This is a genomic window from Microbacterium sp. zg.B48, assembly GCF_024623505.1.
In the GTDB taxonomy this organism is placed as follows: Bacteria; Actinomycetota; Actinomycetes; order Actinomycetales; family Microbacteriaceae; genus Microbacterium.
The window spans coordinates 145,313-171,083 of record NZ_JANJFE010000013.1; the positions used below are offsets into that span (position 1 = coordinate 145,313).

26 protein-coding genes are annotated in these 25,771 nt (G+C 70.0%); 19 read left to right on the forward strand and 7 right to left on the reverse strand.

Going from position 1 to position 25,771, the window contains the following annotated elements:
* Positions 1–26 precede the first annotated feature (26 nt).
* Positions 27–1,142 (reverse strand): mannose-1-phosphate guanylyltransferase, encoded by a 1,116-nt coding sequence (locus tag NQ152_RS10725; protein ID WP_257503069.1) that lies wholly within the window; start codon positions 1,140–1,142, stop codon positions 27–29.
* A gap of 199 nt (positions 1,143–1,341) precedes the next feature.
* Here NQ152_RS10725 and sdhC point away from each other — a divergent pair, with 199 nt between their 5' ends.
* From sdhC to NQ152_RS10775, 10 genes are all read left to right on the forward strand, one after another.
* Positions 1,342–1,776, forward strand: coding sequence for a succinate dehydrogenase, cytochrome b556 subunit (sdhC, locus tag NQ152_RS10730; protein ID WP_257503070.1), 435 nt, complete (start codon positions 1,342–1,344; stop codon positions 1,774–1,776).
* Positions 1,776–2,225 (forward strand): succinate dehydrogenase hydrophobic membrane anchor subunit, encoded by a 450-nt coding sequence (locus tag NQ152_RS10735; protein ID WP_257503071.1) that lies wholly within the window; start codon positions 1,776–1,778, stop codon positions 2,223–2,225. The genes sdhC and NQ152_RS10735 overlap by 1 nt, the downstream gene beginning before the upstream one ends.
* 46 nt (positions 2,226–2,271) lie before the next feature.
* Positions 2,272–4,086 carry a succinate dehydrogenase flavoprotein subunit gene (sdhA, locus tag NQ152_RS10740; protein ID WP_257503072.1) on the forward strand — a complete coding sequence of 605 codons (1,815 nt, stop codon included), beginning with the start codon at positions 2,272–2,274 and terminating at the stop codon, positions 4,084–4,086.
* A 2-nt stretch (positions 4,087–4,088) separates the two neighbouring features.
* Positions 4,089–4,901, forward strand: a complete 813-nt coding sequence (locus NQ152_RS10745) for a succinate dehydrogenase iron-sulfur subunit (RefSeq protein ID WP_257503073.1) — start codon at positions 4,089–4,091, stop codon at positions 4,899–4,901.
* Positions 4,902–4,920: 19 nt separating this feature from the next.
* On the forward strand, positions 4,921–6,156 hold the full coding sequence (locus tag NQ152_RS17255) for an MFS transporter (RefSeq protein ID WP_257523969.1): 1,236 nt from the start codon (positions 4,921–4,923) through the stop codon (positions 6,154–6,156).
* A gap of 9 nt (positions 6,157–6,165) precedes the next feature.
* Positions 6,166–7,479, forward strand: coding sequence for a YihY/virulence factor BrkB family protein (locus NQ152_RS10755; protein ID WP_257523970.1), 1,314 nt, complete (start codon positions 6,166–6,168; stop codon positions 7,477–7,479).
* Positions 7,480–7,489: 10 nt separating this feature from the next.
* Complete coding sequence (locus NQ152_RS10760) at positions 7,490–8,338, forward strand: exodeoxyribonuclease III (RefSeq protein WP_257523971.1); 849 nt, start codon at positions 7,490–7,492, stop codon at positions 8,336–8,338.
* Positions 8,339–8,415: 77 nt separating this feature from the next.
* Positions 8,416–9,420, forward strand: a complete 1,005-nt coding sequence (trpS, locus tag NQ152_RS10765; protein ID WP_257503077.1) for a tryptophan--tRNA ligase — start codon at positions 8,416–8,418, stop codon at positions 9,418–9,420.
* A gap of 364 nt (positions 9,421–9,784) precedes the next feature.
* Positions 9,785–10,351, forward strand: a complete 567-nt coding sequence (locus tag NQ152_RS10770) for a GNAT family N-acetyltransferase (protein WP_257523972.1) — start codon at positions 9,785–9,787, stop codon at positions 10,349–10,351.
* A 39-nt stretch (positions 10,352–10,390) separates the two neighbouring features.
* On the forward strand, positions 10,391–11,263 hold the full coding sequence (locus tag NQ152_RS10775; protein WP_257503078.1) for an Fpg/Nei family DNA glycosylase: 873 nt from the start codon (positions 10,391–10,393) through the stop codon (positions 11,261–11,263).
* 15 nt (positions 11,264–11,278) lie between these two features.
* On the opposite strand, the gene glpK is transcribed toward NQ152_RS10775, so the two are convergent.
* Both glpK and NQ152_RS10785 read right to left on the reverse strand, forming a co-directional pair.
* Complete coding sequence (glpK, locus tag NQ152_RS10780; RefSeq protein ID WP_257503079.1) at positions 11,279–12,802, reverse strand: glycerol kinase GlpK; 1,524 nt, start codon at positions 12,800–12,802, stop codon at positions 11,279–11,281.
* Positions 12,803–12,870: 68 nt separating this feature from the next.
* On the reverse strand, positions 12,871–14,640 hold the full coding sequence (locus NQ152_RS10785; protein ID WP_257523973.1) for a glycerol-3-phosphate dehydrogenase/oxidase: 1,770 nt from the start codon (positions 14,638–14,640) through the stop codon (positions 12,871–12,873).
* 430 nt (positions 14,641–15,070) lie between these two features.
* On the opposite strand from NQ152_RS10785, the gene ribD reads away from it, so the two are divergent.
* The 5 genes from ribD (at position 15,071) to NQ152_RS10810 (ending at position 18,995) form a co-directional block, all read left to right on the forward strand.
* A complete protein-coding gene (gene ribD / locus NQ152_RS10790; RefSeq protein WP_257503081.1) occupies positions 15,071–16,114 on the forward strand; it encodes a bifunctional diaminohydroxyphosphoribosylaminopyrimidine deaminase/5-amino-6-(5-phosphoribosylamino)uracil reductase RibD in 1,044 nt (347 codons plus the stop codon).
* Positions 16,114–16,791, forward strand: a complete 678-nt coding sequence (locus NQ152_RS10795) for a riboflavin synthase (RefSeq protein WP_257523974.1) — start codon at positions 16,114–16,116, stop codon at positions 16,789–16,791. Before ribD ends, NQ152_RS10795 begins: the two co-directional genes overlap by 1 nt.
* Positions 16,788–18,083, forward strand: coding sequence for a GTP cyclohydrolase II (ribA, locus tag NQ152_RS10800; protein ID WP_257523975.1), 1,296 nt, complete (start codon positions 16,788–16,790; stop codon positions 18,081–18,083). The genes NQ152_RS10795 and ribA overlap by 4 nt, the downstream gene beginning before the upstream one ends.
* On the forward strand, positions 18,080–18,553 hold the full coding sequence (ribH, locus tag NQ152_RS10805; protein ID WP_257503084.1) for a 6,7-dimethyl-8-ribityllumazine synthase: 474 nt from the start codon (positions 18,080–18,082) through the stop codon (positions 18,551–18,553). Before ribA ends, ribH begins: the two co-directional genes overlap by 4 nt.
* Before the next feature lie 79 nt (positions 18,554–18,632).
* A complete protein-coding gene (locus NQ152_RS10810) occupies positions 18,633–18,995 on the forward strand; it encodes a Fe-S protein (RefSeq protein WP_257503085.1) in 363 nt (120 codons plus the stop codon).
* 24 nt (positions 18,996–19,019) lie between these two features.
* Here NQ152_RS10810 and NQ152_RS10815 read toward each other — a convergent pair whose 3' ends face one another.
* The 4 genes from NQ152_RS10815 to NQ152_RS10830 all read right to left on the reverse strand — a co-directional run bounded on the left by NQ152_RS10815 (position 19,020) and on the right by NQ152_RS10830 (position 22,218).
* Positions 19,020–19,838 (reverse strand): ABC transporter permease, encoded by an 819-nt coding sequence (locus NQ152_RS10815; protein WP_257503242.1) that lies wholly within the window; start codon positions 19,836–19,838, stop codon positions 19,020–19,022.
* A 14-nt stretch (positions 19,839–19,852) separates the two neighbouring features.
* Positions 19,853–20,761 (reverse strand): ABC transporter permease, encoded by a 909-nt coding sequence (locus tag NQ152_RS10820; protein WP_374113586.1) that lies wholly within the window; start codon positions 20,759–20,761, stop codon positions 19,853–19,855.
* The gene (locus tag NQ152_RS10825) at positions 20,758–21,699 is read right to left on the reverse strand and encodes an ABC transporter ATP-binding protein (RefSeq protein WP_257503086.1); all 942 of its coding nucleotides are present in this window, start codon (positions 21,697–21,699) and stop codon (positions 20,758–20,760) included. Before NQ152_RS10825 ends, NQ152_RS10820 begins: the two co-directional genes overlap by 4 nt.
* Before the next feature lie 63 nt (positions 21,700–21,762).
* The gene (locus tag NQ152_RS10830) at positions 21,763–22,218 is read right to left on the reverse strand and encodes a MarR family winged helix-turn-helix transcriptional regulator (RefSeq protein ID WP_257503087.1); all 456 of its coding nucleotides are present in this window, start codon (positions 22,216–22,218) and stop codon (positions 21,763–21,765) included.
* A gap of 128 nt (positions 22,219–22,346) precedes the next feature.
* Here NQ152_RS10830 and NQ152_RS10835 point away from each other — a divergent pair, with 128 nt between their 5' ends.
* The 4 genes from NQ152_RS10835 (at position 22,347) to NQ152_RS10850 (ending at position 25,743) form a co-directional block, all read left to right on the forward strand.
* Positions 22,347–22,811, forward strand: a complete 465-nt coding sequence (locus NQ152_RS10835; protein ID WP_257503088.1) for a MaoC family dehydratase — start codon at positions 22,347–22,349, stop codon at positions 22,809–22,811.
* A 20-nt stretch (positions 22,812–22,831) separates the two neighbouring features.
* Positions 22,832–23,728 (forward strand): SDR family oxidoreductase, encoded by an 897-nt coding sequence (locus tag NQ152_RS10840; protein WP_374113588.1) that lies wholly within the window; start codon positions 22,832–22,834, stop codon positions 23,726–23,728.
* A gap of 8 nt (positions 23,729–23,736) precedes the next feature.
* Positions 23,737–25,344, forward strand: a complete 1,608-nt coding sequence (locus tag NQ152_RS10845) for an AMP-binding protein (RefSeq protein WP_257503090.1) — start codon at positions 23,737–23,739, stop codon at positions 25,342–25,344.
* A 183-nt stretch (positions 25,345–25,527) separates the two neighbouring features.
* Entirely contained in the window at positions 25,528–25,743 is a 216-nt protein-coding gene (locus tag NQ152_RS10850; RefSeq protein ID WP_257503091.1) for an AsnC family protein, read from the forward strand.
* Positions 25,744–25,771: the final 28 nt, after the last annotated feature.

Sequence of the window (25,771 nt, forward strand, 5' to 3'; positions counted from 1 at the left end):
CCGGTCGGCGAGGGTCGCTGGTCCGCTCAGAGGACGTCGCCCCGACCGGTGAGCTTCAGCGCATCCACGACGCCCTTGACGCGCTGCGCATGCTCGCTGGTGGTCACCAGCAGCGCATCCTCGGTATCGACGATCACGATGTCCTTCACGCCGATGACGCTGATGATCCGCTGCGTCTGCGTCACCACGATGCCGCTGGAGGCATCCGCGAGGATCCTGGCGTTCTCGCCCAGGATGGCCAGATCGTTGCCGCGTCCGTGCGAGTTGAGCTTCGCGAGGCTCGCGAAATCCCCCACGTCGTCCCAGTCGAAGTGGCCGGGGATCACGGCCAGCCGTCCCTTGGCCGCCGCCGGCTCCGCGACGGCGTAGTCGATCGCGATCTTGGTGATCGTCGGCCACACACGGTCCACGACCGGCCCGCGGGCATCGCGGTCATCCCACACCGCGGCCAGCTCCATCAGCCCCGCGTGCAGCTCCGGCTGGTTCGCGGCGATCTCGTCGAGCAGCACGTCGGCGCGCGAGATGAACATGCCCGCGTTCCAGAGGTAGGAGCGGTCGGCGAGATACTCGCGGGCCGTCTCCAGGTCGGGCTTCTCCACGAACTTCTCGACCAGCGTCGCTTCGGGAGCGCCGGCCACCACCAGTTCACCTGCCTTGCGCATGTAGCCGAACCCGACCGCCGCTTCCGTGGGCTGGATTCCGATCGTGCAGATGTAGCCCTCGCGCGCGACTGCCACCGCCTGCTGCACCGCCCACTCGAACACCTGCGTGCCGCGGATCACGTGATCGGCGGCGAACGCGCCGATGATGACGTCGGGCTCCCGCCGCGACAGGATCGCCGCGGCCAGACCGATCGCGGCCGCCGAGTCGCGGGGCTCCGACTCGAGGACGACGTTCCGGTCGGGGATGGCCGGCAGCTCCCGCTCCACCGCCGCGCGGTGCGCGCGCCCGGTGACGACCGCGATGCGGTCCGGGCCGGACAGCGGCTCCAGTCGGTCCCAGGTGTCGCGCAGCAGGGAGTTGCCCGAGCCGGTCAGGTCGTGCAGGAACTTGGGCGCGTCAGCGCGGGAGAGCGGCCACAGCCTGCTCCCGATCCCCCCGGCGGGGATGACGGCGTAGAAGTCGGGAATCGGCTGGTGCATGCCGCCAGCGTAGTGGCGGCGCCTGAGGGCATCGGATCCGCGCCCGTCCCGGCCGGGTTCGGCGATTTGTCTCGACATCGAGACACCTGGGGCTCGGCCTCCGTCGCCTCCCCTGCGTGAGCGGTCCTAGGATGGAGAAGAGCCGGCGCATGGTCCGCACCGGGCTGAAACGATCCCGCACCCTTCAGGGAGGACGACCGTGTCCGCAGGCACACGCTTGACACCGTCGGTATCCGAGACCACCTCGAAAGTCCCGCGCGGAACGCTGTACCGCGGGCGCGAGGGCATGTGGTCCTGGGTACTGCACCGCATCACGGGGGTTGCGATCTTCTTCTTCCTCCTCGTCCACGTCCTGGACACCGCGCTGATCCGCGTCTCCCCCGAGGCGTACAACGCCGTCATCGGCACGTACAAGAACCCGATCATGGGCCTCGGTGAGGTCGTGCTGGTCGGCGCGATCGCGTACCACGCCTACAACGGTCTGCGCATCATCGTGGTGGACTTCTGGGCGAAGGGTGCCCGTCTGCAGCGTCAGCTCTGGTGGGGAGTCATCGGACTGTGGCTGGTGACGATGCTCGCATTCACGCCCCGTCATCTCATGAACGTCTTCGCCACGATGGGAGGCGGCCACTGATGACTGCTGACACCATCGCCGCACCGCGCACTCCGCACACCGCACCGCGTCGCTCCGGACCCAACCTGGAGAAGTGGGGCTGGATCTACATGCGCGTCTCGGGCGTGCTGCTGGTCGTGCTCATCTTCGGCCATCTGTTCGTCAACCTGATGCTCGGCGAGGGCATCCACGGTCTGGACTTCGCGTTCGTCGTCGGCAAGTTCGCCAGCCCGTTCTGGCAGTGGTGGGACGTCCTCATGCTGTGGCTGGCGCTGATCCACGGCGCCAACGGCATGCGCACTGTCACCAACGACTACATCACCCATCCCAAGGTGCGCCGCGTCCTGGTGTGGGCGATCTGGCTGGCCGCCGGATTCCTCATCCTTCTGGGCACGCTGGTCGTCTTCACCTTCGACCCGTGCCTGGGCGTCACCGCGGACAGTTCCCTGTGGGACATGTGCCAGGCCTGACCTACGCCCCGACGACACACCAGACAGACATAGAGGCATCCTTCACGTGAGCACCCAGAGCCCCCAGAGTCCCGACAGCATCGTCCGAGACGGCGTCCACTACCACCAGTTCGACATCGTCATCGTCGGAGCCGGCGGCGCCGGCATGCGCGCGGCGATCGAAGCCGGGCCGGGCGCACGGACCGCCGTCATCTCGAAGCTGTACCCGACGCGCTCGCACACCGGCGCGGCGCAGGGCGGCATGGCTGCGGCCCTCGCCAACGTCGAAGAGGACTCCTGGGAGTGGCACACGTTCGACACGGTCAAGGGCGGCGACTACCTCGTCGACCAGGATGCCGCCGAGATCCTCGCCAAGGAGGCGATCGACGCCGTCATCGACCTGGAGAACATGGGGCTGCCGTTCAACCGCACCCCCGAGGGCAAGATCGACCAGCGCCGATTCGGCGGACACACCGCCGATCACGGCAAGACGCCCGTGCGCCGGGCATGCTACGCCGCCGACCGCACCGGCCACATGATCCTGCAGACGCTGTTCCAGAACTGCGTCCGCCTGGGCATCAACTTCTTCAACGAGTACTACGTGCTCGACCTGATCACCGTCATCGATGACGACGGGGCCACGCAGGTGGCCGGAGTCGTCGCTTACGAGCTGGCGACCGGCGACCTGCACGTGTTCCACTCCAAGGCGGTCATCTTCGCCACGGGTGGCTTCGGGAAGATCTACAAGACCACCTCCAACGCGCACACCCTCACCGGCGACGGCGTCGGCATCCTCTGGCGCAAAGGCCTGCCGCTGGAGGACATGGAGTTCTTCCAGTTCCACCCGACCGGCCTGGCCGGTCTCGGTATCTTGCTCACCGAGGGCGCCCGAGGCGAGGGCGCGATCCTGCGCAACGCATCCGGCGAGCGGTTCATGGAGCGCTACGCGCCCACCATCAAGGACCTCGCTCCCCGCGACATCGTGAGCCGCTGCATGCAGCAGGAGGTCGCCGAGGGGCGCGGCGCCGGTCCGCACAAGGACTACGTGCTGCTGGACTGCACACACCTCGGCGCCGAAGTGCTCGAGACCAAGCTGCCCGATATCACCGAGTTCGCCCGCACCTACCTCGGCGTCGATCCGGTGGTCGAGCCTGTGCCCGTCATGCCCACCGCGCACTATGCGATGGGCGGCATCCCCACCAACAACAACGCCGAGGTCCTCTCGACCAACACCAACGTGGTGCCCGGCTTGTACGCCGCCGGTGAGTGCGCCTGCGTCTCGGTGCACGGCTCCAACCGCCTGGGCACCAACTCGCTGCTGGACATCAACGTCTTCGGCAAGCGCGCCGGCCGCAACGCCGTCGAGTACGTCAAGACGGCCGAGTTCGTGCCGCTCCCGGAGGATCCCGCCGCCGAGGTGCGCGGCCTCATCGAGGGCCTGCGAGCCGGCACCGGCACCGAGCGCATCGCCGTCCTGCGCAAGAAGCTCCAGGAAGAGATGGACAAGAACGCGCAGGTCTTCCGGACCGACGAGTCGCTGACCTACGTGCTGGACGTCATCGAGGAACTGCGCGGCCGGTTCAAGAACATCCACGTCGACGACAAGGGCAAGCGGTACAACACCGACCTGCTCGAAGCGGTCGAGCTGGGCTTCCTGCTCGACATCGCCGAGGTCGTGGTGGTCGCCGCCCGCAACCGCAAGGAGAGCCGCGGCGGGCACATGCGCGACGACTACCCCAAGCGCGACGACGAGACCTACATGAAGCACACCATGGCCTACCTGTCCGGGGATGCCGGATCCTCGCATTCCGATGACCACATCCGCCTGGACTGGAAGCCCGTCGTGATCACGCGCTACCAGCCGATGGAGAGGAAGTACTAGAGATGGCGTCCACGCTCGTAGAGACCGCTGATTCCTCGACCGCGCTCGGCGTGGACTCCGCCACCGGCCAGGCAGGCAGTTCGCCCGCGGCCGAGTCCGGCATCCAGTCGTTCCTGGTCACGTTCATCATCCGGCGCTTCAACCCCGAGGTGGATGAGGAGCCGCGCTGGGTGGACTACGACGTCGAGCTGTATTCCACCGACCGCGTCCTGGATGCCCTCCACAAGATCAAGTGGGAGGTCGATGGATCGCTGACGTTCCGGCGCTCCTGCGCCCACGGCATCTGCGGCTCCGACGCGATGCGCATCAACGGCCGCAACCGGCTCGCCTGCAAGACCCTCATCAAGGATCTGGACATCTCGCAGCCGATCTACGTCGAGGCGATCAAGGGCCTGCCGCTGGAGAAGGATCTCATCGTCGACATGGAGCCGTTCTTCGCGTCGTTCCGCGACGTGCAGCCGTTCCTGATCGCAAACTCCACGCCCGAGCCGGGCAAGGAGCGCATCCAGTCGATCGTGGACCGCGAGGTCTTCGACGACACCACCAAGTGCATTCTCTGCGCGGCGTGCACCTCCTCGTGCCCCGTCTTCTGGACCGATGGACAGTACTTCGGTCCCGCTGCGATCGTCAACGCGCACCGGTTCATCTTCGACTCGCGCGACGACGCGGGCGATGTCCGCCTGGACATCCTCAACGACAAGGAGGGCGTGTGGCGCTGCCGCACCACCTTCAACTGCACTGAGGCATGCCCCCGCGGCATCGAGGTGACCAAGGCGATCGCCGAAGTGAAGCAGGCCATCCTCCGCGGACGCTGACCGCCGGTATGCTCCGAGCGTGAGCACCCCTCCGGTTTCCGCCTTACGCTCGCGAGCTGCCGTCAGCGCCGCGTACGCCGCGCAAGGGTTCGGCTACGCGGTGGTGGTGACCTCGCTGCCGGTGTTCAAGGACCGTCAGGGGATCGACGACGTCGGGGTCTCGCTGATCGTCCTGCTGGTATGCGTGACGGCGGCGGTCGGCTCGATCATCGCGGATGTGCTGGCCAAGTGGCGGGGCAGCCGAGTCGCTCTGAGCGTTGCGCTGGCGTTCGAGGTCCTCGCCCTCGTCGCGATCGTGCTGACTGCCCTGGTGCCGGGGCTTGCGCTCTGGGTCTTCGTGGCCGCGTTCGGCATCTACGGGATCGGTCTGGGCGGCGTGGACGCCGCGGGCGCCATGCAGGGCGTGCTCGTGCAACGGCGATACGGACGCGACATCATGGGCGGATACTTCGCCGCCTACACCGCCGCCGCCATCGTCGGGGCCCTCGCCGTGGCCGGCTCGACGGCGGTCGGGCTTGCCGTGGTCATGCCGCTCACGCTCGCCGCGATCGTGGCGAGCGCGGTGGCGCTGCTCGGTGCAGGCGGGTTCGACCCGGCGCGGGCTGCGGCGCCGGTGGGCCGGCACGGCAAGGCACCGCTCCCCCGACGCGGGATCTGGCTCTTCGGCTTCGTGCTGCTCGCGGCGTTCACAGTGGATTCGGCGGTGAGCACCTGGAGCACCGTGTACCTGCAGGATCAGCTGCTGACCGCTGCCGCCCTGGCGCCGCTGGGCTACGCCGCCTATCAGGCGGCGATCCTGGTCACGCGGCTGCTCACCGATCCCGCCGTCGGGCGGTTCGGCCGCACCCGGGTCGTCCTCGCCGCCGCGGTCATCTCCCTCCTGGGATGCGGGCTGGTCGCGCTCCTGCCGTTCCCGGTCGCCGCCATCGGGGGGTTCGCTCTGGCCGGCGTGGCCGTAGGCGCGCTCGTGCCGCTGACCTTCACCGCCGCCGGTGCGCTGGCCCCGGCGCGCAGCGACGAGATCATCGCCCGCGTGAACCTGTTCAACTACGTCGGCGCGGTGCTGGGAGCGGTCATGCTCGGCCTCCTCGCCGACTCTCCCGGCCTGGGAGTCGCCTTCCTGCTTCCGGCGGCCCTCCTGGTGCCGGTGCTGCTGACCGCGCGGCGGTTCCGTGCACCCGTGGCCCTCACCCCCTCAGCGCCGCTGACCGCCGTCTCCGCGGGCGGCGAAGCCGCGGCATCCGTTGATGACTAACCTGTCACCGTGAGCCACAAGAGCGCATCCGAGGCGCGCAGCGCCGCAGCGGAGGCCGCCCGCACGGAGCAGACGCTCCGGCAGAGGTGGGAGGGGACGCAGGGTTCCATCCGCGAGCGCATCGACGAGCCCATCCAGGCCGCCACCCGGCTCACGCAGCGGACGCTGGCGTGGTTCCCGGTACGCGTGTGGCGCCACTTCCTCCAGAACAACGGCTTCCTGCTCGGGGCGGGCATCAGCTACCAGGGGCTGTTCGCGATCTTCGCCGCCATCTACGTCACCTTCGCCGTCACCGGACTCTGGCTCGGCGGCAACACCGAGGCCGTCAACGCGGTGATCACGCTGATCAACAGCTACATCCCCGGGCTGATCGGCCCGCAGGGAGTCATCACCACAGCGGAGGTGCAGGAGATCGCCTCAAACGCGACCGGGGCGCTGAGCATCACCGGGCTGATCGCATTCGGTGCCGTGATCTGGACCGCGATCGGCTGGGTGACCTATTCGCGGCGCGGCGTGCGGGACATGTTCGGAATCCCCCCGGACCGGCGCAGCTACGTGCTGCTGAAGGCGCGCGACCTGGCCGCGGCTCTCATCTTCGGCGCAGCGCTGATCGTCGGCGCGGCGCTGACCTGGGTCAGCTCGTGGGCGCTGTCCTGGCTGCTCTCGCTGTTCGGGATCGACCTGGGCCCGGGCATGGTCGATGTCAGCATTCGCATCGGGTCGGTGATCGTGTCGTTCGCGATCAACGCGGCCGCCCTCGCGGCCCTGTTCCGATTCCTCACCGACACGTCGCTGCAGTGGCGCATGATCTGGCCCGGCGCACTGCTGGGCGGGGCGGCGCTGACGGTGCTCCAGTTCAGCGCCGGTGTGCTGGTCAGCTACACCCCGTCCAACCCGCTGCTGGCCACGTTCGCGATCTTCGTCGGCCTGCTGCTGTGGTTCAAGATCAGCGGGATCATCATGCTGGTGGCTGCCGCCTGGATCGCGGTGGCGTCCCAGGACAAGCACATCCCGATCTCCGCCCCGAGCGAGGCCGAGCAGATCGCTGCGGAGCACCGCGCACTCCTCCTGGCCGCGCAGGTGCGCCTGCGCGCGGCGCGGGAAGCCCGCGCCACCGCCCCCTGGTATCGCGCGTGGCGCGCCGACTTCGCCGTCCGGGAGGCCGAGGACGAGCTGCGAGAGGTGGAGGCGTCCGCACCCCCGCCGCGCCCGGCCGCCTCCGCGCACGCGGCGCGCGCGGCGGCACGCAAGGCCACTGCCGTGACGCCCGATCCCGATCCGGCCGCGCCGGTGCACACGCCGCATGTCCGGCGTGGTCATTAAGCTGAGACGCGTGCCACATCGCGTCCGCATCGCCTCGATCAATGTCAACGGGATCCGGGCGGCGACCCGCAAGGGCATGCTCGAATGGCTGGATGCCGCGGACGTGGACATCATGGCACTGCAGGAGGCCCGCGCCAGCGCCGACGAGCTGAGGCTTGCGCTGCCGGGGTGGGAGCTGGTCAACGACGAGGCCCTCGCCAAGGGCCGCGCCGGCGTCGCGATCGCAAGTCGGATCGTGCCGGTGCAGGTGCGCACCGTGCTCGGCCAGGAGGGCCTGGACAGCGCGGGCAGATGGCTCGAGGCCGACATCGAGATCGACGGCGAACGCCTCACCGTGGTCAGCGCGTACGTGCACACCGGCGAGGCCGACACGCCCCGCCAGGATGCGAAGTGGGCGTTCCTGGACGCGATGGAGGCTCGCCTGCCCCTCCTGGCCGCGGCATCCCCGCTGTCCCTGGTCATGGGCGATCTGAACGTCGGGCACCGCGAACTGGACATCCGCAACTGGAAGGGCAACGTCAAGAAGGCCGGCTTCCTGCCCCGCGAGCGCGCCTACTTCGACCGCTTCCTCGGCCCCGCCGGCGCACAGGTCACCGGGGTCGACGGGTCCACCGGCACAGGGCTGGGCTGGGTGGATGTCGGGCGCGCACACGCCGGCGAGATCGACGGCCCGTACACGTGGTGGTCGATGCGGGGGCGGGCGTTCGACAACGACTCCGGCTGGCGCATCGATTACCACCTCGCCACCCCGCAGCTGGCCGCGCGGGTCACGGATTACCGCGTCGTTCGCGCCCCGTCCTGGGACACCCGCTGGAGCGATCACGCGCCGGTGGTCGCGGACTACCGGCTCGGCAGCTGACGCGCGGGCGTGCGCCTGCGATGCTCGGGAATCCCCGCACCGGAGGTCGCAGCATCCGTCGCCCCTAGAATCAGGAGGTGACGAAACCTCGCTTGTACTCCGGCATGCAGCCCTCCGCCGACTCGCTCCAGATCGGCAACTACATCGGAGCGCTGCTGCAGTGGCGCGACCTGCAGGAGGCCTACGACGCGTTCTTCTCGGTCGTGGACCTCCACGCCCTGACGCAGCCGAACGATCCGGCCGAGCTGCGCGAGAAGACGCGTCGCACCGCCGCGCAGTACATCGCGGCCGGCATCGAGCCGTCCAAATCCACGCTCTACGTGCAATCGCACGTCCCCGCGCACCCCGAGCTCGCGTGGATCCTCTCCACCATCACCGGCTTCGGCGAGGCCGGACGGATGACTCAGTTCAAGGACAAATCCCAGCGCTACGGCACCGACGCGACATCGGTCGGCCTGTTCACCTATCCGGTGCTGATGGCAGCGGACATCCTGCTGTATCAGACCGACATCGTGCCGGTCGGGGACGATCAGAAGCAGCACGTCGAGCTGACCCGCGATCTGGCGGAGCGGTTCAACTCCCGGTACGGCGAGACATTTCGGGTCCCGATGCCGGTGATCCAGAAGGACACCGCGCGCATCTACGACCTGCAGAACCCGACCGCGAAGATGTCCAAGTCGGCGGAGTCCGACGCCGGGACCCTGTGGCTGCTGGATGACCCGTCGCTGAGCGCCAAGAAGATCATGCGCGCGGTCACCGACAGCGAGGGTTCGGTGCGGTACGACCGCGAGGCCAAGCCCGGCGTGTCGAACCTGCTCGTCATCTACGCGGCCCTGACCGGGCGGCAGATCCCCGCGATCGAGGACGAGTACGCCGGTCGCGGATACGGCGACTTCAAGAAGGGGCTGGCCGAGGTCGTGGTGGGCGAGTTCGGTCCGGTCCGCGCCCGCGCCCTCGAGCTGCTGGACGACAAGGCCGAGCTGGACCGCGTGCTGGCCGTCAACGCCGGGCGCGCCTCCGAGGTCGCCGACCGCACCGTCGCCGACGTCTACGACAAGGTCGGCCTGCTGCGCCGGGCCTGAGGCCCGCCCCGCTCCCCTATCGCGCTCGGCAGCCCCGCTCGCCTGTCACGATGGGCAGCCCCGCTCCCCCGTCACGATCCGCGCGCCCCGCCGGCGTGTTGTGACAGGCGAGCCGGAGGCTGACCGACGCCTGTGCCGCGCCACGCACCGACAGCCCCGCTCGCCTGTCACGATCGGCGCGCCCCGCCGGCGTGTTGTGACAGGCGAGCCGGAGGCTGACCGACGCCTGCGCCGGGCCACGCACCGTCAGCCCCGCTCGCCTGTCACGATCGGCGCGCGACCCGCCGGCGTGTTGTGACAGGCGAGCAATGGGGGAGCGAGTTCTTCTCGCGGGGCTGTGTGCGCGGGCGGCTAACCTGGCCGGGTGGAACCTGTCACCCTGGTCACGAAACGGCTGACCCTCTCCGCGCCGACCGACGCGGACGTCGACGCGATCTACGCCGCGTGCCAGGACCCGGACATCCAGCGGTACACCACGCTCCCCTCGCCCTACGAACGGCGTCACGCGAACGGCTTCATCCCCTTCGCGCGCACCCGCTGGGCCCAGGACGCGGAGGCCACGTGGGCGATCCGTGAGGACGGCCGGCTGGCCGGCATGATCAGCATCAACGGCATCAGCGCGGGCGGCACCGGAGAGATCGGCTACTGGGTGGCGCCGACGGCCCGTCGCCGCGCCGTGCTCACCGAGGCGGCCCGCGCCGTGATCGATTGGGGCTTCAGCGGCGCCGGTCCGGCACTGCAGCGGCTCCAGTGGCGCGCCGTGGCGGGCAACGTCGCCTCCGCGCGGTCCGCGCGCGCCCTCGGGTTCCGGTACGAAGGGCTCCTGCGCGGCGCCCTGGCCAACTCGTTCGGGCGGGACGACGGCTGGATCGCCGGGCTGCTGCCGCAGGACGACCGGATGCCGCAGCCCTGGCCGGTGCTCCCCGACTGAGCCGGGCCCTCCCAGACCACCACGTGGAAGGATGGAACCATGCCGGAGATGCCCGAAGTCCAGGGGCTCGTCGACTTCCTGGGTGGACGCACGACGGGCCTGACGATCACGCGGGTCACCGTCGCGGCGTTCGCGGCGCTGAAGACCTACGACCCTCCGGTGGACGCCCTGGTCGGCGCCGAGATCACCGGCGCAACGCGGCACGGCAAGTTCATCGACCTGGCCACCACCACGACGGATGCCGCACCCCATCTGATCTTCCATCTCGCCAAGGCCGGGTGGCTGAGGTGGTACGACGAGCTTCCTGCGACCATCATCCGCCCGGGCAAGACCCCCATCGCCCTGCGGGTGGCGTTCTCGGACGGGTCCGGATTCGATCTGACCGAAGCGGGCACCAAGAAATCCCTCGCCGTGTACGTGGTCACCGATCCGCAGGACGTGCCCGGAATCGCGCGGCTGGGGCCCGATCCGCTCGATCCGGCCTTCACGCGCGACACGCTCGCCGGGCTGGTGCAGGGTCGGCGCACGCAGATCAAGGGCGTGCTGCGCGATCAGTCGATCCTGGCCGGGGTGGGCAACGCCTATTCGGATGAGATCCTGCACGACGCCCGGATGTCGCCGTATGCCCTCGCAGCGACCCTCACCGACGAGGACATCGACGGACTGCACGCCGCGATGACCCGCACCCTGGCCGAGGCGGTCGCCACGGCATCCGGCAAGCCGCCCGCCGAGCTGAAGGATGCCAAGCGTCGCGGCATGCAGGTGCACGGCCGCCGGGGCGAGACCTGCCCGGTGTGCGGCGATGTCGTGCGCAGCGTCTTCTTCGCCGACAACTCGCTGGAGTACTGCGCCACCTGCCAGACCGGCGGCAAGATCCTCGCCGATCGCCGGCTCTCGCGACTGCTCAAGTAGACCTCGCCGCAGGCGTCAGGACAGCGCCGTGACGTCCTCGTCGACCCAGTCCAGCGACTTCGTCACGGCCTTGCGCCACAGCCGCATCCGCCGGTCGGCCTCCTCCGCCGGCATCGTCGGCTCCCACCGCCTGCCCTCGCGCCACTGGCCCCGCAGCGCGTCGCGGCCCGACCACACCCCGGTGGCCAGCCCGGCCGCGTACGCGGCGCCGAGCGCCGTCGTCTCGATGATCGCCGGCCGCACCACGGGGATCCCGAGGATGTCGGCCTGGAACTGCATCATCAGGTCATCCCGCGACCCGCCCCCGTCCACGCGCAGCTCGGTCAGCTCGCGGCCGGTGTCGGCCACGATGGCGTCGATGACATCACGCGACTGAAAAGCGGCCGCCTCGATCGCGGCCCGGGCGATGTGCGCCTTGTTCACGTACCGGGTCAGCCCGACCAGCGCGCCGCGCGCGTCCGGGCGCCAGTAGGGGGCGAACAGGCCGGAGAACGCCGGTACGAAGTACGCCCCGCCGCTGTCGTCCACGGTCGAGGCGAGCCGGGCCACCTCGGGAGCCGAGCTGATGATGCCGAGGTTGTCCCGCAGCCACTGCACGAGGGATCCGGTCACGGCAATGGATCCCTCCAGCGCATACGAGGTCGGCTCGTCTCCGCAGCGGTAGGCCACGGTGGTGACCAGGCCGTGCGTGGAGCGGACGATGTCCGTGCCGGTGTTGACCAGCAGGAAGTTGCCGGTGCCGTACGTGTTCTTGGACTGCCCCGGGTCGAATGCCGCTTGGCCGAAGGTGGCCGCCTGCTGGTCGCCGAGGATCCCGGCGATCCGGATGCCCCGTGCCGCGGCAGGTTCGAGCACCTCGCCGATCACCCCCGACGAGGGCACGATCTCGGGCAGCATCGCACGCGGGATGCCGAACACCGCGAGCAGGTCGTCCGACCAGTCCAGCGTGCTCAGGTCCATCAGCAGCGTGCGGCTGGCATTGGTCACGTCGGTGACGTGGATCCCGCTGCGCGTGTCCCCGGTCAGGTTCCAGATCACCCACGTGTCGGGTGTGCCGAACAGCAGATGCCCCGCCTCGGCATCGGCTCGCGCACCGGGCACAGAATCGAGGATCCATGCGATCTTCGACGCCGAGAAGTACGTCGCCAGCGGCAGGCCGGTGCGCTCGGCGAACCGGTCGGTGCCGCCGTCCGCGGCCAGCCGATCGATGAGAGACTGCGTGCGGGTGTCCTGCCAGACGATCGCGTTCGTCACCGGTCGGCCGGTGCGGCGGTCCCAGACGATCGCGGTCTCGCGCTGGTTGGTGATCCCCAGGCCCGCGACATCCTGCGGCGCGAGGCCGGCATCGTCCAGAACCGTGGCGATCACCCACTGCGTGTTCGTCCAGATCTCGATCGGGTCGTGTTCGACCCAGCCCGCCCGGGGGAAGATCTGCTCGTGTTCGCGCTGAGCGACGGCGACGATTCCGCCGTGGCCGTCGAACACGATGGCGCGCGTCGAGGTGGTCCCCTGGTCCAGCGCCAGCACATGATCCGACACGAGCTCTCCTTCGGGTCCCTGCGCGGCTCGAGTCGCCGCGCCGGCGCGCGTGGCCGGCTCCGGTCAGGCTATCGCGATGCGGAGGACCCGGCGGATGCCGCGTCCGACCAGGTCGGATCCGCCGCGTGCACCTGCGTCAACGCCCGGGTGGTCTGCGCGCGTCGCTGCGCGAGGTCCCACCCCCGCACCGGTGCGATCGCCTCCGCGACCTCGGCGGCCGACTCCGCGGTGACGGCGCCGATGAAGGCCAGGCTGGTGCGGCGCAGCAGGATGTCATCGAGGTGCACGACGCATTCCGCGCGGGCGAGGTGGCGCAATTCCGCGGTGCTGAAGTCCGGCAGCGTCCGCAGCGGCCGGTCGTCCGGGTCCGCCGTGATCGCCGCGATGACCTCGGCGGCGGTCGTACCGTAGCGATCGAGCAGGGTCGCGACCCGGGCGAGGGGCAGCGCATCGCGGTGCGCGTCCATCCACCGTCGGCGCGCGCGCTCGGTGGTCGGGTAGCCGCGGCCGCCGCCGATCGGCACTCCCCTGGTCGAGCTGCGCCGCGGACGCGCGAGCAACCCGAGGACGTGATCGGCGAGGTTCTCCGCCGACGCGCGGAAGGTCGTCCACTTGCCGCCCACCAGGCTGAGCACCGTGGCGCTGGCCTGGTCCTCCCCCGGCTCAGCCCCGGCCTCCCGGCCGGCCGACGAGCGGACCAGTGGCGCGGACTCGATGCGGTAGTCCCGCGAGACGAAGCCGGGCGCCAGCTCACCGTGTCCGGGCAGCGGCCGTACGCCCGCGAAGCGATACACGATGCTGCTGCGATCCACCGCGATGTCGGGCAGGACGTAGCCGACCAGATCGAGGAAGTAGTCGACCTCCGCCTCGGTGCACACGATCGGGTCGCTCATGTCGTGCTCGAGGTCGGTGGTGCCGACCAGGACGCGGCCCTTCAGCGGGTAGATGAGCACGATCCGGCCGTCCCTGTGCTCGAAGAACAGCTCGCGCCCGCCCGTGGCCGCCAGCAGCGCGGGGTGGTCCAGCACGATGTGCGAGCCCTTCGTGCCGCCCATGTACTGCGTCGGATCGCCGAGTGCGAGGTTGGTGACATCGGTCCACGGCCCGGACGCGTTGACGATCACGGATGCCACGAACCGCACCTGCGCACCGCTGTCCTGGTCGCGCAGGACGATTCCGCCGTCGTCCACCCCGACAGCGGCGGTGTAGTTGGCCGCACGCGCCGAGATTCCCCCGGCCGTGAGACCGTCGCACAGCACGTCGATGGCCAAGCGCTCCGGATCGTGCAGCGACGCGTCCCAGTACGTCGCGGTGTACTTGACCCCCGCGTTCAGGTGCGGCAGCTGTTGCAGTGACCTGCGCCGTCCGTGGAACTCGTGGCGAGGCACCCGGCCGCCCCCGCGCGAGAAGGAGTCGTAGATGACCAGGCCGATCTTGATCAGAGCGGCCCCGCGTTCGCGGTGCGTGCCGCCCCCGTGCCGCAGGAAGCGCAGTGGGGCGGTCAGCACGCCGGAGAAGGTGGAGAAGATGGGAATCGTCGTCTGCAGCGGCCGCACGTAGTGCGGCGCGATCTTCAGCAGGCCGTTGCGTTCGGTCACCGCCTCGTGCACGAGCCGGAATTCCCCGTTCTCGAGGTATCGGATGCCGCCATGGATCATGTGCGAGGAGCCCGCGGAAGCACCGCTGACGAAGTCGGCGCGCTCCACCAGCGCGACATCCACGCCCTGCATCGCCAGATCCCGGAACGTCGCCAGACCGTTGATGCCGCCCCCGACCACCAGCACGTCGGCGTACGGGCGCGCGGCGAGCGCTTCGAAGCCCGTCTGTGCGTGTGTCATCCGCTCCCTGTGCTCTCAGCCCCGCCTCGGTGCGCAGCGCCGGGGTGCGCACCCCGTCGTCGCTGTCGCTCGGCCCTTCCAGGCTACGGGGCGGCAGGGGCTCGGGCGCCGCGCACACGAGCGCGCACAGGGTTCGTTCAGTCGCCGTTCCCGCCGCACGCCCACGCCGGCCGGAATGAATTCCCCCTCGGTGCGTTGACTACACTGAAGTGCAATACGTGCTCCGGGGTCGGTGGGAATCCGAACCGGCGGTGACAGTCCGCGAGCCGAGGCGACAGCATCCGATTCGGGTGCGCCGAGGCTGATCCGGTGGAAATCCGGGACCGACGGTGATGCAGCAGAAATGCTGCGAGTCCGGATGGGAGGCAGCACGGGCGGTGCCTGCGCGCCGCCGATCGCCAATCCCGGAGCCTGAAGAAGAAGGATTCGGATGCCGGTGAACGGTGCGGAGCGGGATGCGATGATCCGTGCGCTGGAGCTGGCGCGCAACGGCCCGCGCGGCGTCAACCCGCAGGTCGGCGCGGTCATCCTCTCCCCCGACGGCGACGTGCTCGCCGAGGGGTGGCACCGTGGTGCCGGCACCGTGCACGCCGAGGTGGACGCGCTGTCCCAGCTGGCCGACGGCGCCGCGCGCGGCACCACCGCGGTGGTCACCCTCGAGCCGTGCAACCACACCGGCCGGACCGGTCCCTGCGCCGTCGCGCTGATCGAGGCGGGCGTGTCCCGGGTGATCTTCGCGGTGGACGACCCGAACCCCGAATCGACCGGTGGTGCGCAACGGCTGCGCGAGGCCGGGGTCTCCGTCGAATCCGGCGTGATGGCGGAGGAAGGCACCGAGCTGCTGGCCTCCTGGCTCACCGTGCAACGGCTGGGCCGGCCGCACGTCACGGTCAAGTGGGCGCAGAGCCTGGACGGACGCGCCGCAGCATCCGACGGCACCAGCCAGTGGATCACCGGAGCGGACGCGCGGGCGGACGTGCACCGTCGCCGCGCGGAGGCCGACGCGATCGTGGTGGGCATCGGCACGGTCCTGGCCGACGACCCGGCGCTGACCGCCCGCCGTCCGGACGGGACGCTGTACGACAGCCAGCCGGTGCCGGTCGTGCTCGGCGACCGCCGGCTGCCGGAGGACGCCGCCCTGCGCAGGCACCCACGGCAGCTGCTGCACCGCTCGGGCAGCGACCTGCCCGCGGTCCTGTCCGAACTGCGCGCGCTCGGCGCCCAGCGGGTGTTCGTCGAAGGCGGCCCGACCATCGCCAGCGCATTCCTGCGCGAGCACCTCGTCGACGAGGTGCTCGCCTACGTCGCCCCGACCCTGATCGGTTACGGCGCCGACGGTACCGACCACCCCGCGCTCGGCCGCCTCGGCGTCGACACCATCTCTCAGCAGCGGCGCCTGGCCGTGTCATCCGTGCAGATGCTCGGCCGGGACCTGCTGCTGACCGCACACCCCGCCACGCAAGGAGACCTCTGATGTTCACCGGAATCGTCGAAGAGATCGGGGCCGTCACGGCCGTCGACCCGTCCGGAGACGGCGTGCGGCTGCGAGTGCATGCGCCCAAGGCGGTATCGGACGCCGCCCACGGCGACTCCATCTCGGTCAGCGGCGTCTGCCTCACCGTGGTCGATCGCGGCGATGACTGGTTCACGGCAGATGTGATGAAGCAGACCCTCGACATGTCCACCCTGGCCGGGGTCGCGGCCGGTCGACCGGTCAACCTGGAGCGGGCAACCGCCGCACACGGGCGCCTCGGCGGGCACATCGTGCAGGGCCACATCGACGGCACCGGTGAGCTTCTGCAGGTCCGCCCCGGAGCGCAGTGGCGCGTTCTGCGCGTCGGGTTGCCCGCCGCGCTCGCTCCGCTGGTGGTCGACAAGGGCTCCATCTCGGTCGACGGCGTCTCACTGACGGTCAGCGCGGTCAGCCCCGCCGATTCCGACGCCCCCTGGTTCGAGGTCTCGCTCATCCCCGAGACGCTCGCGGCCACGACGCTCGGCTCCCGCGCGGTCGGCGACCTGGTCAACCTCGAGACCGACATCCTGGCGCGTCACGTGCAGCGCCTGCTCGCGTTCACCCCTTCCGCGGTCACCACCGCGATGGTCGATACCCCCGCGGCCCCCGCCGCCCAGACAGAAGGAGGCTCCCGATGAGCCTTTCCCCCATCTCCGCCGCCCTCGACGCGCTCCGCGCGGGCCGCCCCGTGATCGTCGCGGACGACGAGAACCGCGAGAACGAAGGGGATGTCGTGCTCTCCGCCGAGCTGGCCACCCCGGAATGGATCGCGTGGACCGTCCGCTGGTCCAGCGGCTTCATCTGCGCGCCGATGCCCGGCGAGTGGGCCGACCGCCTCGACCTGCCCCCGATGGTCGAGGTGAACGAGGACGCGCGCGGCACCGCCTACACGGTCAGCGTGGATGCCGCGGACCGGGTCTCGACGGGCATCTCCGCCTCCGACCGCGCCCACACCCTCAACGTCCTGGCCGACCCGCAGTCCACGCCGACCAGCGTGATCCGACCCGGCCATGTGCTGCCGCTTCGTGCGGTCGACGGCGGCGTGCGCGAGCGCGGCGGGCACACCGAGGCCGCGGTCGAGCTGATGCGCCTGGCCGGCCTGAAGCCGGTCGGCGCGATCGCGGAGGTCGTGGCCGAGGACGGCTCGATGATGCGACTGCCGGGACTGCTCGAGCTCGGCGAACGCGACGGCGTGCCGGTGATCACGATCGAGCAGCTGATCGCCCACCTGAACGAGCACCAGCCGATCGCGGCGACCACCCACTCACCGCACCGCCGGCGGGTGAGCCTGCGCGCCGAGGCCAATGTGCCCACCGCGCACGGCGGCTTCCGGTTCCTGGCCTACAAGGACCGGATCACCGGCACGGACCACCTCGCGGTCGTCTCGGGCGACCTGTCCGAGGATGCCCCCCTCGTCCGGGTGCACTCGGAATGCCTGACCGGTGAGGCGTTCGGCTCGCTGAAGTGCGAATGCGGTCCGCAGCTGGACGCGGCGCTGGACGCGATCGAGCAGGACGGCGGCATCGTCATCTACATGCGCGGTCACGAGGGTCGCGGCATCGGGCTGATCAACAAGCTGCGCGCGTACAGCCTGCAGGAGCGCGGGCTGGACACCGTCGACGCGAACCTGGCCCTCGGGCTGCCCGCCGACGCGCGCGACTATGCCGCGGCGGCCGGCATCCTGGCCGACCTGGGTGTGGAGAAGGTGCGCCTGCTGACCAACAACACCGACAAGGTGACGCAGCTGCGCGAGCTCGGGCTCGAGATCGTCGAGCAGGTTCCACTGCTGGTCGGCGTGGGGCCGAACAACCACCAGTACCTGTCCACCAAGCGCGACCGCATGGGCCACCTGATCGCCGAGGAGGACCTGACCGACGCCCTCGCACGGATGCACGAGGTCACCGCACCCGCCCGGGGGGCCGGCGCATGAGCGGGAAGGGCGCGCCGATCGTCGGCGGCAGCGACGCGTCGTCCCTGAACGTGGTGGTCGTGGCCGGGACCTGGCACCAGGTCATCACAGACGGCCTGATCGCCGGCGCAGAGCGCACCCTGGAGGCGGCGGGCGCGACGTGGCAGCTCGTGCGCGTCCCCGGCTCGTTCGAGCTGGCGCTCGCGGCGCAGGCGGCGTTCGCCGCCGGCGCCGACGCGGTCGTCGCGCTCGGGGTCATCATCCGGGGCGGAACACCGCACTTCGACTACGTCTCGGCGGCCGCGACCGATGGCTTGACCCGGGTGGCGCTGGACGCCGGCAGGCCGGTCGGCTTCGGCCTGCTCACCCTCGACGACGAGCAGCAGGGACTGGACCGGGCGGGCCTGCCGGGCTCTCACGAGGACAAGGGCGCCGAAGCGGCGGATGCCGCCGTCCGCACCGCCCTGGTGCTCGCACAGCTGCGCGCCTGACCCGGAGCGGGCACGCGGCGCGGGCGTCTGCGCCGCCCCCTGCTGGTGGACCGCCGCGTCCGGGACTAGCGTGCCGACCATGGACGCTCTCGAAGTGCTTCGTCAGATCGTCGTACTCATCCACCTCAGCGGCTTCGCGGTCCTGTTCGGCGCCTGGGCGGTGGAGGTCTACAACCGTCGCGTGCAGACCACTTCGCTGATGAGCATCGGCCTGACCATCTCCTTCGTCGCGGGGCTGATCCTGGCGGCGCCATGGGGGATCTCCTACGACCTGAATTACGTCAAGATCGGCGTGAAGCTGGTGGTGCTGATCATCATCGGCGCACTGCTGGGCATCGGCTCCGCGCGGGAGCGCAAGGGCGGGAGCATCCCTCCGGCGGCGTTCTGGCTGGTCGGCATCCTGACCCTGCTCAACGCAGGCATCGCGCTGCTCTGGCGCTGACCGCGCCGTCCAGGTCGGCCGCGGTCAGTCCAGGAACAGTGCGCGCAGCCGCTTGGTCGTGAACACCAGGCCGACCGCGATCATCACGACGTAGTAGAGCACGTGCCACAGCATGCCCCAGGACAGGGCACCGGTGGTCAGCCCGCGGACCAGCTCGACCCCGTGCCAGAGCGGGAAGATCTTCACCAGCACCTGGATGAACTCCGGGTAGACCGTGATCGGGTACAGCGTCGCCGAGAACAGGAACATCGGCAGCAGCACGAAATTGATCCACTCCATGTGCTGGAACGCCTTCATATAGCTGGTGATCGCCATGCCGAGACTCGCGAAGCCGAACGCGATCAGCAGGACGGCGGGCAGTGCCAGGATCGCCGTCCACGAGAGGTTCAGCGAGAACAGCTGCATGATGATCATGAAGCCGGTGGCGTACAGCAGCCCGCGCAGCAGCGCGTAGAGGATCTCGCCGAGCGCCACATCCAGCGGACCGAGCGAGGTGGACAGCATCCCCTCGTACAGCTTTCCGTAGTTGAGCTTGAAGAAGACGTTCCAGGTGGAGTCGTAGATCGCGCCGTTCATGGCCGAGACCGCCAGCAGCGCGGGCGCGATGAACTGCGCGTAGCTGACCTCCAGGCCGGTGGAGGTCTGGACAGTGCCGACCAATGCGCCCAGCCCGATCCCCATCGAGGCGAGATAGAACACCGGCTCGAAGAAGCCGGAGAGGACCACGACCCAGCTGGAGGAGCGCGCAGCCAGAAGGCCGCGCTGCACCACCGCGCCGGGGTTGCCCGACCACAGTGCGCGCACTCCCCCGGCGCGCCGCTGCGGTGCGCCGGTGCCGGTCATCGTGCCCGCGGCGCTCATGCGGCCAGCCTCCGCTGGAAGACGCGCCGGGCCAGCAGGTACCCGCCGATGGTGAGCACCAGCAGGTAACCGATGTGCACGGCCAGCATCGCCGGCGCGATGGGCCGACCGTAGCTGAGCCAGCGCCCCAGTTCGGACGCGTGCCAGAGCGGGGAGATCCAGCCGATCCACTGCAGCCACAGCGGCAGGGTGGCCAGCGGGAAGAAGGTGCCCGAGAACAGGAACATCGGCATGAAGAGGAACCGCTGGACCAGCGCGAACTGGCCCTTGTCCTCCTGGACGGATGCCGCGTAGGCCATCAGCGGGACCCCGAAGGCGAGCCCGGCCAGGATCGCGACGAACACCGACAGCCACCCGGTCGCGGCATCCGGAATCGCCTGGAACAGATACAGGAAAGCCGTGTACGCGACAGCGACCACGACCATCCGCGCCGTCGCACCGAGCACGACGCCGGTCGCGATCTGCGCGGCTGACAGCGGCGAAGCGCTGAACCCGAAGAAGTAGCGACGCCACTTGAACCCGGCCATCACCGGATAGGTGAACTCCTCGGTGGCCACCGAGATGGTCGCCGTCATCAGCAGCGCCGGGGCGACGAAGACGAGGTAGGACACCTCCACGCCGCCGTCCTGGATGTTCGCCTGGATGAGCGCCGCCAGCCCCACCGCAAGTCCGAGCAGGTACAGGATCGGCTGCCCCAGCGCGCCCACGATGATCGTCCAGCCGTAGGCGCGCATCGCCCGGACCATGTGCTCGGTCACGTACCACGCGCCGAGGGCACGCGGCTTGCGGCCCCACTGCATGGCCTCCGCGCGCAGCTCCTCGAGCGACGGCTGCGCCAGCACGGCGGGCTCCGAGGTTCGGGACGAGCGGACCGGCTCGGGCAGCTCGTCGGACGGGCGGGTCATTCGATCAGCGACCTTCCGGTGAGCCGGAGGAACACGTCCTCGAGGCTGGACCTGCGCACCAGCGACGTGACCGGCTGCAGCCCGCGCTCGGTGACGCGCTCCAGGGCGGCCTCGCCGTTGTCGGTGTAGATCAGCACGCGGTCGGGCAGGACCTCCACCCGCTCGCCGATCCCCTGCAGCTGCGGCTCGACCTGCTGGTTGCGCTCCGAGCCGAACCGCACCTCCAGCACCTCACGGCTGGAGTGTCGGCGGATCAGTGCGGATGGCGTCCCCTCCGCCATGATCCTGCCCTTGTCGACCACGACCAGGCGGTCGCAGAGCTGCTCCGCCTCGTCCATGTAGTGCGTGGTCAGCACGAGCGTGGTGCCGCGCTCCTTCAGCCGGAACAGACGGTCCCACAGCACGTGCCGCGCCTGCGGGTCAAGGCCCGTGGTGGGCTCGTCAAGCAGCAGGATGCGGGGGTCGTTGATCAGGCCGCGGGCGATCGTGAGACGCCGCTTCATCCCCCCGGAGAGCTGATCCACCTTGCTCTTGGCCTTGTCCTCCAGGGCCGCGAAGGCGAGCAGCTCATCGGCCTTCTGGGCGCACACGGCACCGGGCAGGCCGAAGTAGCGTCCATAGATGTACAGGTTCTCGCGCGCGTTCAGCTCCGCGTCCAGGTTGTCCTGCTGCGGCACCACCCCCAGGCGCGAGCGGATCTCGGGACCGTACTGGTCCGGGTCCAGGCCGAGGATGCTCAGCCGGCCGCTGGTGCGGGTGGAGACGGCCCCGATCATCTTCATCGTGGTGGACTTGCCGGCTCCGTTGGGTCCGAGCAGCCCGAACGACTCCCCCGCTGCGACCTCGAACGAGAGCCCGTCCACCGCGAGGAAGTCGGGCTTGCCCTTCAGCTTGTAGGACTTGACGAGCTCGGACGCGGCGATGACGGGCGCTGGCACCGCACCACCCTAACGCCCGCGTCGGACGTTCTGCGCGACCGCCCGCGTGGCACGTTCGGCCGATCAGGTCGTGACAGGGGGCGGCACGCGATGCCCGGCCTGACCCAGCGCGTTGCGGCACCGGCGCAGGTAGTCGGCGAACTGCACGCGCTCCTGCTCGGACAGGTCCGACACCAGCAGTTCCTCGAGCTCGTCCACCTGAGGCGCGAGCCCGGCGACCGCATCGGCTCCGCTTTCGGTGAGATACAGCAGGATCCGCCGGCCGTGCTGGGGGTCGTGCTCCCTGCGCACCAGACCCGCTTCCAGCAGGGGGTCCACCGTCGCCGCCATCGTCTGAGCGCGCACGAACGAGCGGCGCGCCAGCTCGGAGCTGGTGATGCCGGGACGCCGGGCGAGCACGGTCATCGCCGTGTACTGAGCCGCCGTCATCCCCGCGCTCGCACACGCCTCGTAGAAGCGCGGCCGCAGCGCGAGGTCGAGCTGCTTGATCACGTAGATGAGATTCCCCTGCCGATCCATGCTCTTCCTCTCCCAGGTGCGGTTCAGGCTAACGCAGGCGAAGTGACAAGTGGGGCAGTTTCAGGTAAACTGACATAAACAGGGGCGCGGCCGTGCCCGTGGATCGACGTGTTCGAAGGAGAATGCCCATGCAGGAGGCCGTCGCACTCTCGACCGCCATTGAGGATCTCGCGACTCTGCGGGGCACGGCCTTCGGGCCGTCGTCGTGGCGAGAGATCACTCAGGACGAGGTCGATCTGTTCGCCCGGGTGTCCGGGGATCACAACCCCATCCACCTGGACGCCGAGTTCGCCGCATCCACGCCGTTCGGCACCCGGATCGCACACGGCCTGCTCACCTTGAGCCTCGTGGTGCCGCTCATGGCCGAGGTGTTCGAGGTCACCGGCGCCGGAATGGGCATCAACTACGGGCTGAACAAGGTCCGCTTCCCCGCGCCGGTTCCGGTCGGATCGCGCATCCGCGTGCACGGAGTGGTCTCCGAGGTCACCGAGGTCGCCGGCGGCTGGCAGATCGAAGTACCCGTCACCTTCGAGATCGAGAATTCCGTCAAACCCGCCTGCGTCGCCGAATTCGTGCTGAGGTACTACCGATGAGCCAGAACACTCCCGACGACATCCGCCTGGACGGTCGCGTCGCGATCGTCACCGGAAGCGGCCGGAGCCTCGGTCGCGCCTACGCCGAAGCGCTGGCCGCGGCCGGCGCCGCCGTCGTGGTCAACGATGTCGACCCGACCACGGCCGCCGAGACGGTGACGGCGATCACCGACGCGGGCGGACGTGCCGTCGCGGTCGTCGCCCCGGTCGGGCCCGCCTCGACCGCAGACGCCCTGGTGGATGCCGCACTGACCAACTTCGGGCGGCTGGACATCCTCGTCGCCAACGCGGGGGTGCTCCGCGACCGCGTGCTGTGGAAGATGGGCGATGATGACTTCGACGCCGTCGTGGACACCCACCTGCGCGGCACGTTCACGTGCGGTCGCGCCGCCGCGATCGCGATGCGCGCACAGGCCGAGGGCGGGCGGATCATCCTCATCGGGTCGCCCGCCGGCCAGTACGGCAGCTTCGGCCAGACCAACTACGCGGCCGTCAAGGCAGGGCTGGTCGCCATGGCACGCACCTGGTCGCTCGAACTCGGGCGTGCCGGCATCACGGCCAACGCGGTCATCCCCACCGCCCTGTCGCCGATGACCGCGACGATCCCGGCCTACACGGCGGTGTACGAGGACTTCGTGGCCGGCCGGCCGATCCCCACGGAGTTCCGCCGCGACCACGCCCTGGGCTCCCCCGAGGACGTCGCGCCGCTGATCGTGTGGCTGGCATCCGAGCTGTCCGCAGATGTGACCGGGCAGGCCATCGGCATCGGCGGCGACCGGATCACCCTCTACTCGCACCCGAGCTCGCTGCGGACGGTCGATTCCGACGGAGGCTGGAGTGCGGCCGGCATCGACGCCGCCTGGCGTTCCGAGCTGGCGGCGCTCGCGCAGCCGTCCGGTCCACCGTCACGGGACTGAGGCCGCCGATGAAAGGTCACTACAGCGACGTGTGGCAGGCCGTGGCGGCCGAGCTGCCGGATCGACCGGCGATCGCCACCCGCGAGACCACCATGTCGTATCGCGATTTCGCCAGGGATGCCGGCGCGTTCGCGACGCGCCTCCAGGACGCCGGGATACGCCCCGGCGACGCGGTCGCGATCCTGATGTACAACCGTCCGGAGTACCTCGTCGCGCTGTTCGCCTGCTTCGCGACCGGCATCGCTCCGGTGCCGATCAACTACCGCTACCGCGCCACGGAGGTCGCCGAGCTGCTGCAGGACTCGCAGGCCGCGGCGCTGCTGTTCCCGACCTCGCTCACCGAGGTCGCCGCGGCGGCGGTCGCCGATGCGGCGAGCACGCCGTTGCTGATCCAGGTCGATGACGGTGGCCCTCGACTCGAGGGCGCGCTGGTGTACTCCGAGATCGTCGCCGGGGCCGGGCAGCTGCCGCCGACGCCGCCCGAGGGTGGGGAGCTGCGCCTCTACACCGGCGGGACGACGGGCCGGCCGCGCGCGGTGGTGTGGGGCACGCAGGACATCCTCGAGGTGCAGCTGTACTCCATCTACGCCTCCTCCGGGCTGGCGGCGCCCGACACGATGGCCGATGTCGTGCGGGTGGCGGCGGATCCGACAACGCCCAGGGTCGCGACACTTCCGCTGGCGCCGTTCATGCACGGCACCGCCCTGTTCACCTCGATGAACACGCTGGTGCTGGGTGGGACCGTGATCATCCACGCCTCGCCTCGACTGGACGCCGATGAGGCGGTCCGCCTCGCGGTGGACAAGGGCGCCACCCGGGTGATCGTCGCCGGCGACGCGGTCGCGCTCCCCCTTGTGGAGGCGGCGGAGCGGGCCGGTGTGACGCGACTGGGCGATGTGGATTCGGTCATCAGCTCCGGGATGCGCTTCAGCGACGCGACGAAGGAACGGTTGCACCGGCTCGGCGACATCTCGATCATCGACCTGCTCGCCTCGACCGAGGGCGGCCCCTTCGCCGTCAGCGTCACCGCACGGTCGGAGGATCTTCCGGGCCGCCTGCGGATGCTCCCGGGTGCGGTCGTGCTCGACGAACAGCTGCGCGAAGTGCAGGACACGGTCGGCGCCCGCGGCGTCCTGGCATTCCGGGGAACGCTGCCCAAGGGCTACTTCGGCGATGAGGAGAAGTCCCGCGCGACCTTCCCGGAGATCCGCGGCGTTCGTCATGTGATGCCCGGCGACTGGGTCGAGGTTCTCGACGACGGCTGCGTGGAGCTGCTCGGACGTGGCAGCTCGGTGGTCAACACCGGCGGCGAGAAGGTGTATCCGGTGGAGGTGGAGGATGCGCTGCTGGCCCACCCGTCCGTCGCCGACGCCATCGTCTTCGGACTTCCGGACGCACGATTCGGTGAAGCGCTGACGGCGATCGTGGTGCCGACCGACGGAGCCGTCGTGACGGAGGCGGACCTGCGCGCACACGTGGAACCGCTGCTCGCCGGCTACAAGAAGCCGCGTCGGATCCTGGTGCGCCCGAGCCTGGAGCGCAGCCCGCACGGCAAGATCGACATGGCCCGGCTGAAGCAAGACGCCGCCGGAGAGCTCGCGGCACAGGACGGCTGACCGCCTGCCACGCCGCTTTCCGCGCCCGAGCGTGCCCCGTCCGATCCGTCGGACGGGGCACGCTCGTCTGTCCCTGCGGCGCACCACGGCGGGTGTCAACATCTATTGACATGTCCGCATGCGTCAACTATTGTTGACGCGGATGCCGTGGCCGCGGCATCCGGAATCCGAAGGACGAAGCGCATGAATGGCAACGACATCCGGACTCTGATCGGGTCGGTGCCCGAGGGTGCGCCCATCGCGGAGTTGCACCGGCTCGCCGCTGTGCGTCGCGAGATCGCTCGCGCCGAGGAGGTCCAGGTCCGACGAGCGCGGAACCTCGGCTACTCCTGGCAGGCGATCGCGGCCGCCCTCGGCGTGAGCCGCCAGGCCGTCCACAAGAAGTACGGTCGTACGTGACCCCCGAAGGAACCAGAGGTGCAACTGT

What these genes read in the sequence shown, in the direction of transcription:
- NQ152_RS10845 (WP_257503090.1), top strand. Translation starts at nt 23,737, where the DNA reads ATGAAAGGTCACTACAGCGACGTGTGGCAGGCCGTGGCGGCCGAGCTG.
- NQ152_RS10785 (WP_257523973.1), bottom strand. Translation starts at nt 14,640, where the DNA reads ATGACACACGCACAGACGGGCTTCGAAGCGCTCGCCGCGCGCCCGTAC.
- NQ152_RS10775 (WP_257503078.1), top strand. Translation starts at nt 10,391, where the DNA reads ATGCCGGAGATGCCCGAAGTCCAGGGGCTCGTCGACTTCCTGGGTGGA.
- NQ152_RS10820 (WP_374113586.1), bottom strand. Translation starts at nt 20,761, where the DNA reads ATGACCCGCCCGTCCGACGAGCTGCCCGAGCCGGTCCGCTCGTCCCGA.
- NQ152_RS10835 (WP_257503088.1), top strand. Translation starts at nt 22,347, where the DNA reads ATGCAGGAGGCCGTCGCACTCTCGACCGCCATTGAGGATCTCGCGACT.
- NQ152_RS10815 (WP_257503242.1), bottom strand. Translation starts at nt 19,838, where the DNA reads ATGACCGGCACCGGCGCACCGCAGCGGCGCGCCGGGGGAGTGCGCGCA.
- ribD (WP_257503081.1), top strand. Translation starts at nt 15,071, where the DNA reads ATGCCGGTGAACGGTGCGGAGCGGGATGCGATGATCCGTGCGCTGGAG.
- NQ152_RS10745 (WP_257503073.1), top strand. Translation starts at nt 4,089, where the DNA reads ATGGCGTCCACGCTCGTAGAGACCGCTGATTCCTCGACCGCGCTCGGC.
- ribA (WP_257523975.1), top strand. Translation starts at nt 16,788, where the DNA reads ATGAGCCTTTCCCCCATCTCCGCCGCCCTCGACGCGCTCCGCGCGGGC.
- NQ152_RS10795 (WP_257523974.1), top strand. Translation starts at nt 16,114, where the DNA reads ATGTTCACCGGAATCGTCGAAGAGATCGGGGCCGTCACGGCCGTCGAC.
- NQ152_RS10850 (WP_257503091.1), top strand. Translation starts at nt 25,528, where the DNA reads ATGAATGGCAACGACATCCGGACTCTGATCGGGTCGGTGCCCGAGGGT.
- NQ152_RS10735 (WP_257503071.1), top strand. Translation starts at nt 1,776, where the DNA reads ATGACTGCTGACACCATCGCCGCACCGCGCACTCCGCACACCGCACCG.
- NQ152_RS10810 (WP_257503085.1), top strand. Translation starts at nt 18,633, where the DNA reads ATGGACGCTCTCGAAGTGCTTCGTCAGATCGTCGTACTCATCCACCTC.
- NQ152_RS10830 (WP_257503087.1), bottom strand. Translation starts at nt 22,218, where the DNA reads ATGGATCGGCAGGGGAATCTCATCTACGTGATCAAGCAGCTCGACCTC.
- ribH (WP_257503084.1), top strand. Translation starts at nt 18,080, where the DNA reads ATGAGCGGGAAGGGCGCGCCGATCGTCGGCGGCAGCGACGCGTCGTCC.
- NQ152_RS10725 (WP_257503069.1), bottom strand. Translation starts at nt 1,142, where the DNA reads ATGCACCAGCCGATTCCCGACTTCTACGCCGTCATCCCCGCCGGGGGG.